Annotated in this window: 8 protein-coding genes; 6 read left to right on the plus strand and 2 right to left on the minus strand. The window is 41.5% G+C overall.

Going from position 1 to position 7,446, the window contains the following annotated elements; translation table 11 throughout:
- Window positions 1-930: 930 nt before the first annotated feature.
- The 6 genes from ENH88_RS01270 to cyoE all read left to right on the plus strand — a co-directional run bounded on the left by ENH88_RS01270 (window position 931) and on the right by cyoE (window position 6,417).
- Entirely contained in the window at window positions 931-1,341 is a 411-nt protein-coding gene (locus ENH88_RS01270; RefSeq protein ID WP_304178637.1) for a hypothetical protein, read from the plus strand.
- Window positions 1,342-1,580: 239 nt separating this feature from the next.
- Entirely contained in the window at window positions 1,581-2,504 is a 924-nt protein-coding gene (gene cyoA / locus ENH88_RS01275) for a ubiquinol oxidase subunit II (protein ID WP_304178640.1), read from the plus strand.
- A 2-nt stretch (window positions 2,505-2,506) separates the two neighbouring features.
- Entirely contained in the window at window positions 2,507-4,510 is a 2,004-nt protein-coding gene (gene cyoB, locus ENH88_RS01280) for a cytochrome o ubiquinol oxidase subunit I (RefSeq protein WP_304178641.1), read from the plus strand.
- Window positions 4,507-5,127: a cytochrome o ubiquinol oxidase subunit III gene (cyoC, locus tag ENH88_RS01285; protein WP_304178644.1), complete on the plus strand. Its 621-nt coding sequence runs from the start codon at window positions 4,507-4,509 to the stop codon at window positions 5,125-5,127. Before cyoB ends, cyoC begins: the two co-directional genes overlap by 4 nt.
- On the plus strand, window positions 5,127-5,486 hold the full coding sequence (gene cyoD / locus ENH88_RS01290) for a cytochrome o ubiquinol oxidase subunit IV (protein ID WP_304178648.1): 360 nt from the start codon (window positions 5,127-5,129) through the stop codon (window positions 5,484-5,486). The genes cyoC and cyoD overlap by 1 nt, the downstream gene beginning before the upstream one ends.
- Before the next feature lie 46 nt (window positions 5,487-5,532).
- A complete protein-coding gene (gene cyoE / locus ENH88_RS01295) occupies window positions 5,533-6,417 on the plus strand; it encodes a heme o synthase (RefSeq protein ID WP_304178650.1) in 885 nt (294 codons plus the stop codon).
- A 79-nt stretch (window positions 6,418-6,496) separates the two neighbouring features.
- Here the strand turns inward: cyoE and ENH88_RS01300 are convergent, their stop codons facing one another.
- Both ENH88_RS01300 and ENH88_RS01305 read right to left on the minus strand, forming a co-directional pair.
- On the minus strand, window positions 6,497-7,099 hold the full coding sequence (locus tag ENH88_RS01300) for an FMN-binding negative transcriptional regulator (protein WP_304178654.1): 603 nt from the start codon (window positions 7,097-7,099) through the stop codon (window positions 6,497-6,499).
- On the minus strand, window positions 7,099-7,446 hold a 348-nt coding region (locus tag ENH88_RS01305), incomplete at its 5' end, for a GNAT family N-acetyltransferase (RefSeq protein WP_304178656.1). The genes ENH88_RS01305 and ENH88_RS01300, both read right to left, overlap by 1 nt.

The following is a 7,446-nucleotide window of genomic DNA, read 5'->3' on the forward strand; positions in this document are numbered from 1 at the left end:
ATAATTGTGTGTGAAGATGTTGTCAAAGGCGGTTCAAGTTTAGTGCAAACTGAGCTTGGACTGTTTTTATTTTACAGCCACATGATTAGACGAACTAAGAGTTTGTCACTGAATTACAGTGTTTATCGAAAGCACTAAAACTGAATCTTTATAATTGTGTGTGAAGATGTTGTCAAAAAGACAGTTCAAGTTTAGTTAAACTGAGCTTGAACTGCTTTTATTTACTGCCACACGATTAGATGAACTTATTGTTCATTAGTGAATCTACAATATGTGCTGAAGAATACTAGAACCGAATCTTTATAATTGTGTGTGAAGATGTTGTCAAAGGCGGTTCAAGTTTAGTGCAAACTGAGCTTGGACTGTTTTTATTTTACTGCCACGCGATTAGACGAACACAGTGTTTGTCAGCGAATTACAGCGTTTATTGAGCAACGCTAAAACTGAATCTTTATAATTGTGTGTGAAGATGTTGTCAAAAAGACAGTTCAAGTTTGGTCAAACTGGACTTGAACTGCTTTTATTTACTGCCACATGATTAGATGAACTTATTGTTGATTAGTGAATCTACAATATGTACCAAAGAATACTAGAACCGAATCTTTATAATTGTGTGTGAAGATGTTGTCAAAGGCGGTTCAAGTTTAGTGCAAACTGGGCTTGGACTGTTTTTATTTTCTTTAATCCACAATTATTACAATGTTTTTATAAAGCGCCTTAAAGGCGCTTTTTTTATGGCTAAAAGCTACGCTTAGCTAAAAAGTTAGCTAACTTGATTGTTTTTAACTTGTAGCTTGTGTTGACTTTGTTATAATCCTCCCGAAATTTCAGTAATTACTGAAACTTTATTGATGAAGATCATAACAACGAAGTGAAAAATAGCGTAAGTGCTGTTGTTTACTTGTTACTAAATCTATAAGGCCAGTACGTTTGAACTCACAAAATTGTCCACAAGCAACACAGCAAACAACGTTTACGCGTTGGCAGCTATGTGCGCGTGCACTTTTTGCCGGAGGTGAGCTGTTCTCTGCATTAGTTATTTTATTAATTAATTCAGTTATGTTAGTAAATGGTAGTATTGAAGAGGCAACAGAGCTAAAGAGTTTATTAACTGAAGGGGCTGCTGAGTCGTCTTTAATTAATGTATTGAGCTTTTTAGCGTATCCAGTTGTGTCATGCCAGTTGTTAATTGGTTTATGTTGGTTGATTTTTCACTTTTTTCCAGCGCGTCGTGCTGGGATTATTTTACGCAAAGCAGCCTTTGCTTTTCGTGCTCCTAAAACATCACTCGTTGTACACAGCGCTCATGGCTGTCGTGCTCCACCCCTTGTATTCGGTTGAACGCTACTCGTTATTGATGGCTTGATTGAATTAGTCGCTTACTAATTTCATTGCTTCACTAATAATGCTTAGCCGCAGTGTATCTGCGATTCGGCCACCTCTATTAAATTTCCTTGGCGTTTAAAGCTTGTTGCGACTTGTTTTAAACCACGTTAGGAATAGTTTAAACCGTTGTTCTGACCTGTTGGTATTTTTGGGTAAGACAGCACACGTCAAATTTTAGGTTGTAGGATAGTCCTTTGTTAATTCGAAACCTCTGTAATATTGCTCTGGGCACAACTGTGCTCGCACTAACCGGTTGTAAAGGCGGGGTGCTTGATCCAAAAGGGCAAGTTGGGATAGATGAAAAAAATCTGATCATTATTGCCACAGTGCTGATGCTAATTGTGGTTATTCCTGTAATTGTGATGACCTTGTATTTCGCGTGGAAATATCGCGATGGCCAAGATCAGCAAATTTATGCGCCAAAATGGGCACACTCAGGAAAAATTGAAGCCGCCGTCTGGGCGATCCCAATTGTGATAGTTATCGTGCTGGGTGTCATTACTTGGCAGTCAACTCAAGATTTAGACCCTTATAAACCCCTTGAAGGCAAAGGCAAGCACTTAACTGTTGAAGTGGTATCGCTGAATTGGAAATGGCTGTTTATTTATCCTGAGCAAGGTATTGCTACGGTTAATGAATTGGTATTTCCAGCTAATGTACCGGTGGAATACAAAATCACCTCAGAAAGCACCATGAACTCATTTTTCATTCCACAACTTGGTAGCCAAATTTACTCGATGGCGGGCATGGAAACAAAACTGCATTTGATTGCTAATGAAGCGGGTACGTTTAAAGGTTTTTCGGCTAACTACAGTGGCGCAGGTTTTACCGGTATGAAATTTAATGCCATTGCTACGCCAACGCAAGCTGACTTTGATAGCTGGGTAAACAAGGTGAAAAGCCAAGCTAATACGCTCACTAAAGCGAATTACGATGCACTGGCATTACCGAGTGAAAACAACCCGGTGACTTATTTTGCTGATGTTGATGATGGCTTGTTCCACACCATCGTTATGAAATATATGCAAGCACATGGTGATATGAACAAGATGCACAACGCAATGCCAGAGCACAGCGGCCATGAAAATCACACAATGCACAGTGAGGGTAAGGAATAATTATGTCGTTACTTGGAAAATTAACATTAGATGCTATTCCGTTCCACGAACCTATTTTAATGGTAACAATGGCGGTGGTGGTGATTGCAGGTGCATTGATTGCAGCTTTGATCACAAAATATAAAAAATGGGGCGTGCTATGGCACGACTGGATCACCTCAATCGATCATAAACGCTTAGGCGTAATGTACATTATTCTTGCCTTGATCATGCTGTTTCGTGGTTTCTCCGACGCCATTATGATGCGGGCCCAATTGGCGTTAGCCACAGGTGGCGCAACGGGTTATTTGCCGCCAGAGCATTATGATCAAATTTTCACCGCGCATGGGGTGATCATGATCATCTTTATGGCGATGCCATTTATGATTGGTCTAATGAACATTGTATTGCCACTGCAAATTGGTGCGCGCGATGTCGCTTTTCCATTTTTAAATAATTTAAGTTTTTGGCTTACCGCCGGTGGTGCAATATTAATTAATATTTCATTGTTCTGTGGTGAGTTTGCAAAAACCGGTTGGGTGGCTTATCCGCCGCTATCGGAGATGTCATTTAGCCCTGGGGTCGGGGTCGATTATTATATTTGGGCGCTGCAAATATCCGGTATTGGTACGCTATTAACGGCGGTAAACTTTTTAGTAACCGTATTTAAAATGCGTGCGCCTGGTATGCGTTTAATGCAAATGCCTATTTTCACTTGGACCTGTACTTGGGCAAATATCTTAATTGCGGCATCATTCCCAATCTTAACTGCGGTGTTGACTATGCTAACACTGGACCGTTATTTAGATTTCCACTTCTTTACTAATGAAGCGGGCGGTAACGCCATGATGTACATCAACCTGTTTTGGGCTTGGGGTCATCCAGAAGTATATATTTTGATTTTACCTGCCTTTGGTATTTTCTCAGAAGTTATCTCGACCTTTACCGGTAAACGCTTATTTGGTTATAAGTCAATGGTATATGCCAGTGGCGCAATTTCTATCTTAGGCTTTGTAGTATGGTTACACCACTTTTTCACTATGGGATCCAGTGCCAACGTTAACGCTTTCTTTGGGGTAATGACCATGGTCATTGCGGTGCCCACCGGCGTAAAACTGTTTAACTGGTTATTTACTATTTACCGTGGCCGTTTACGGATCACAGTTCCAGTGCTTTGGACGCTTGGCTTTATGGTGACCTTTACCATAGGCGGGATGACAGGTGTATTACTGGCAATTCCAGGTGCTGATTATGTATTACACAACAGCTTATTCCTGATTGCCCATTTTCATAACACCATCATCGGTGGTGCGGTATTTGGTTACTTAGCTGGTTTTGCATTTTGGTTCCCCAAAGCAATGGGCTTTAAACTGCATGAAGGGTGGGGTAAGGCGTCTTTCTGGTGTTGGTTAATTGGTTTCTTTGTTGCATTTATGCCTTTATACGTACTTGGTTTCTTAGGTATGACGCGTCGCTTAAATCACACCAATAATCCGGATTGGAATATCTGGTTGTACATTGCCTTTGTCGGTGCGGTGATCATTATGTTTGGTATTTTATTCCAAGTTGTACAGCTTATTGTCAGCTTTAAAAACCGCGAAGCATTAAAAGATACAACCGGCGATCCGTGGAACGGTCACACACTTGAGTGGTCAACATCGTCACCGCCACAATACTATAACTTCGCTACTATACCGCATGTACACGATATCGATACTTGGACCGACATGAAAGAGAAAGGCCAAGCGTATCAGCAACAAGCAAGCTATGCGCCTATTCATATGCCAAAAAACACTTCGGCAGGGGTGATGATGAGTGCCTGTTTTACCACATTCTGTTTTGCCATGATCTGGCATATTTGGTGGCTGGCAATTGTCGGTGTTATTGCTGGCATCACGGTATTCTTTAAACGCTGTTACACCAGTGATGTTGATTACTACGTGCAACCAGACGAAATTCTTGAAATTGAAAGTGCACATAATAAAAGTGCAACAACATTTAACCAAGGTAAGGAGTTCAGCGCATGAGTGCTACCTCTGCAGATATAAATATCATCAATCATGATGCCCATGCTCACGGGCATCATGATACTGGTGGCGATACGGTATTTGGTTTTTGGCTTTACTTAATGACCGACTGCTTATTGTTTGCCTCATTTTTTGCCACCTACGCTGTGCTGTATATGAATACAGCAGGAGGCGTATCTGGCAAAGATATTTTTGAACTGGACTTTGTAGCGGTTGAAACTGCTGCATTGCTACTAAGTAGTATCACTTTTGGTTTTGCGATGATCTCAGCTCATGCGCAAAAAAAAGCCGCTACATTAACGTGGCTGGCAATTACTTTTGCTTTTGGTGCTGTGTTTATTGGTATGGAAATTTATGAATTTCATCATTTAATTGCCCATGGTAATGGCCCGCAGCGCAGCGCATTTTTAACCTCGTTCTTCTCTTTAGTAGGCTTACACGGTATGCACGTAACCGCTGGTCTAATTTGGATGGCGACGATGATGATCGAAGTATCACGCCGTGGTTTAAACCCTGCAACCGTTACACGTCTAAGTTGTTTAAGTTTGTTTTGGCACTTTTTAGATGTGGTGTGGATCTGCGTATTTACCGTTGTTTACTTAATGGGGGTGATGTAATGAGCCACAGTGAATCACATGTATTAAATGAGCTACATACACAAAGCCATAGTGATGCTTCACATGGCAGTGTTAAAGACTATTTAATAGGTTTTGTTTTATCAATCATTCTAACGGCCATTCCATTTTGGGCGGTGATCAGCGGTACATTGTCAAAACCAACCACATTTGCCTGTGTTGTCGTAATGGCCATTGTGCAAATTTGGGTGCATTTAAAATACTTCTTGCACCTGAACTTTACCACCGAAGACGGTAAAGCCAGTTCGTTATCGTTCATCTTCAGTGCGCTGATCATCGTCATGGTGGTTGGCCTGTCTGTATGGATCATCTACGAATCGAACGCCATGATGATGTACTAGCCCCAGCTAGTACGTTTTCGTAAAGCAAAGAATAGGGGAACTGCAGATGTTTCGTCGTTATTTAAAGGTCACTAAGCCCGGTATTATCATGGGTAATTTGATCTCGGTTGCGGGTGGGTTTTTACTCGCCTCGCGTGGTGATATTGATGGCTGGCTAATGCTTGCTACATTAGTTGGTTTATCACTGGTGGTGGCCTCTGGCTGCGTGATCAATAATGTGATCGACCGTGATATTGATATTCGCATGGCGCGTACGCGAACACGGGTCACTGTAACGGGCGAAATGTCAGCTAAGACTGCTTTGCTGCATGGTACAGCACTTGGTGTATTAGGCTTTGCTTTACTGATAATTTTTACTAACTGGATTGCAGTGTTTTTTGCTGTGTTTGGTTATGTCATATACGTGGCTGTTTACAGCTTATATATGAAGCGTCGCTCAGTGTATGGCACGTTTATAGGTAGTTTATCAGGAGCAGTACCACCAGTGGTAGGGTACTGCGCCGTGACTGCACAGTTTGATATTGGCGCACTGATTTTATTGGTGATGTTTAGTTTATGGCAAATGCCGCACTCATACGCGATTGCTATTTTTCGCTATAAAGACTACCAAGCCGCGCGCATTCCGGTATTGCCGGTAGCGCAAGGGATTGATAAAGCTAAACATCATATTGTGTTGTATATCGCGGTATATGCGCTAGTGGTGATGTTATTAACCATTGGCGGTTATACCGGTATGGCTTTTTTAGCCGTTGCTTGCACCACTAGTTTTTGGTGGCTGTTAATGGCGCTAAGAGGTTATCGACGTAACATTGATATTAGTGGTTGGGCACGCCAAGTATTTGCGTTCTCAATTGTGAATATCACTGCATTAAGCATTGCTATGGCTGTTGATTATCAAAATATTGCCCCGCATCTGCTTGCATTTAACTAATTACTAAACCGAGTTAATTCCAAAGTTAACCAAAGGCTCTGAGATCTTCGAGGAGCCTTTTTTCATGTTTGTAGTATTGCTAATCGATTAATTCAGCAATACTGAGTTTCCCCGCTAACGTTAAACTTTGCTTTATGGCAGCACGTATTTCAGCTGGTTTGTTTTGGCTAAGCTTAAAATTGCCACGCCAGCGACTGGGCATAAATTCAATAAAGCTCAATTGTTGGTACATTGCCTCGCGCTGCTGTACGGGTACCTCATCAATTTGCCATTTATCTGTAGCATGTTCGCTAAAGTGTTGCTCAAAGTGAGTGGTTAGCCGTTGCATGATCTGTTCTTTGTGATATTGGTCTTTAACAATACGCACTTCAGCCGTTACATAAACACTCGCATAAAGCCAGCTAGGCAAGGTTTTGTTATGTGCATAAGTGGGCGATAAATAGCAATCATCTCCACTAAATAGTAAGTTCACCGATTGACCATCAAGCAATGATAATGGGTTGTACTTAGCCACATGGCCGATAAAAATCTCCCGTGCTGAGTCAAATAATAACGGCACGCGGCATATATCATTGAGCTGGCTTTGTGGATTTGGCATTAAAATAGTCGCCAGTGGATAGCTATTTACTAACTGCTGTAATTGCTTACTATCATGCTGTTGAAAATGTTTCGCTGGGTACATTATAGTTTTCCTGCTAACTGCGATTTTATCGTCGGCCATTGCTCGTCAATAATACTGAACTGGGCGGTGTTTCGATATGAGCCATCAGCAAGCAACCTGTCTTTATAACGAATGCATTCAAAGCGGGCGCCAAGGCGAGTAATAGCATTACGCGATTTTTGGTTTTGTTCATGGGTATTAAAAGTAATACGCACTAAGCCTAATTCATCGAACGCATATTGCAGTAGCAAGTATTTAGCGTGGGTATTTACAAAACTACGTTGCCACTGTTTAGCAATAAATGTGTGGCCAATCTCGGCGCTGCGATTTTGTTTATCTAACCTAAATAAACGTGTAGTGCCAAGCAC

Source organism: Pseudoalteromonas prydzensis (assembly GCF_011050055.1).
Taxonomy (GTDB): domain Bacteria; phylum Pseudomonadota; class Gammaproteobacteria; order Enterobacterales; family Alteromonadaceae; genus Pseudoalteromonas; species Pseudoalteromonas prydzensis_A.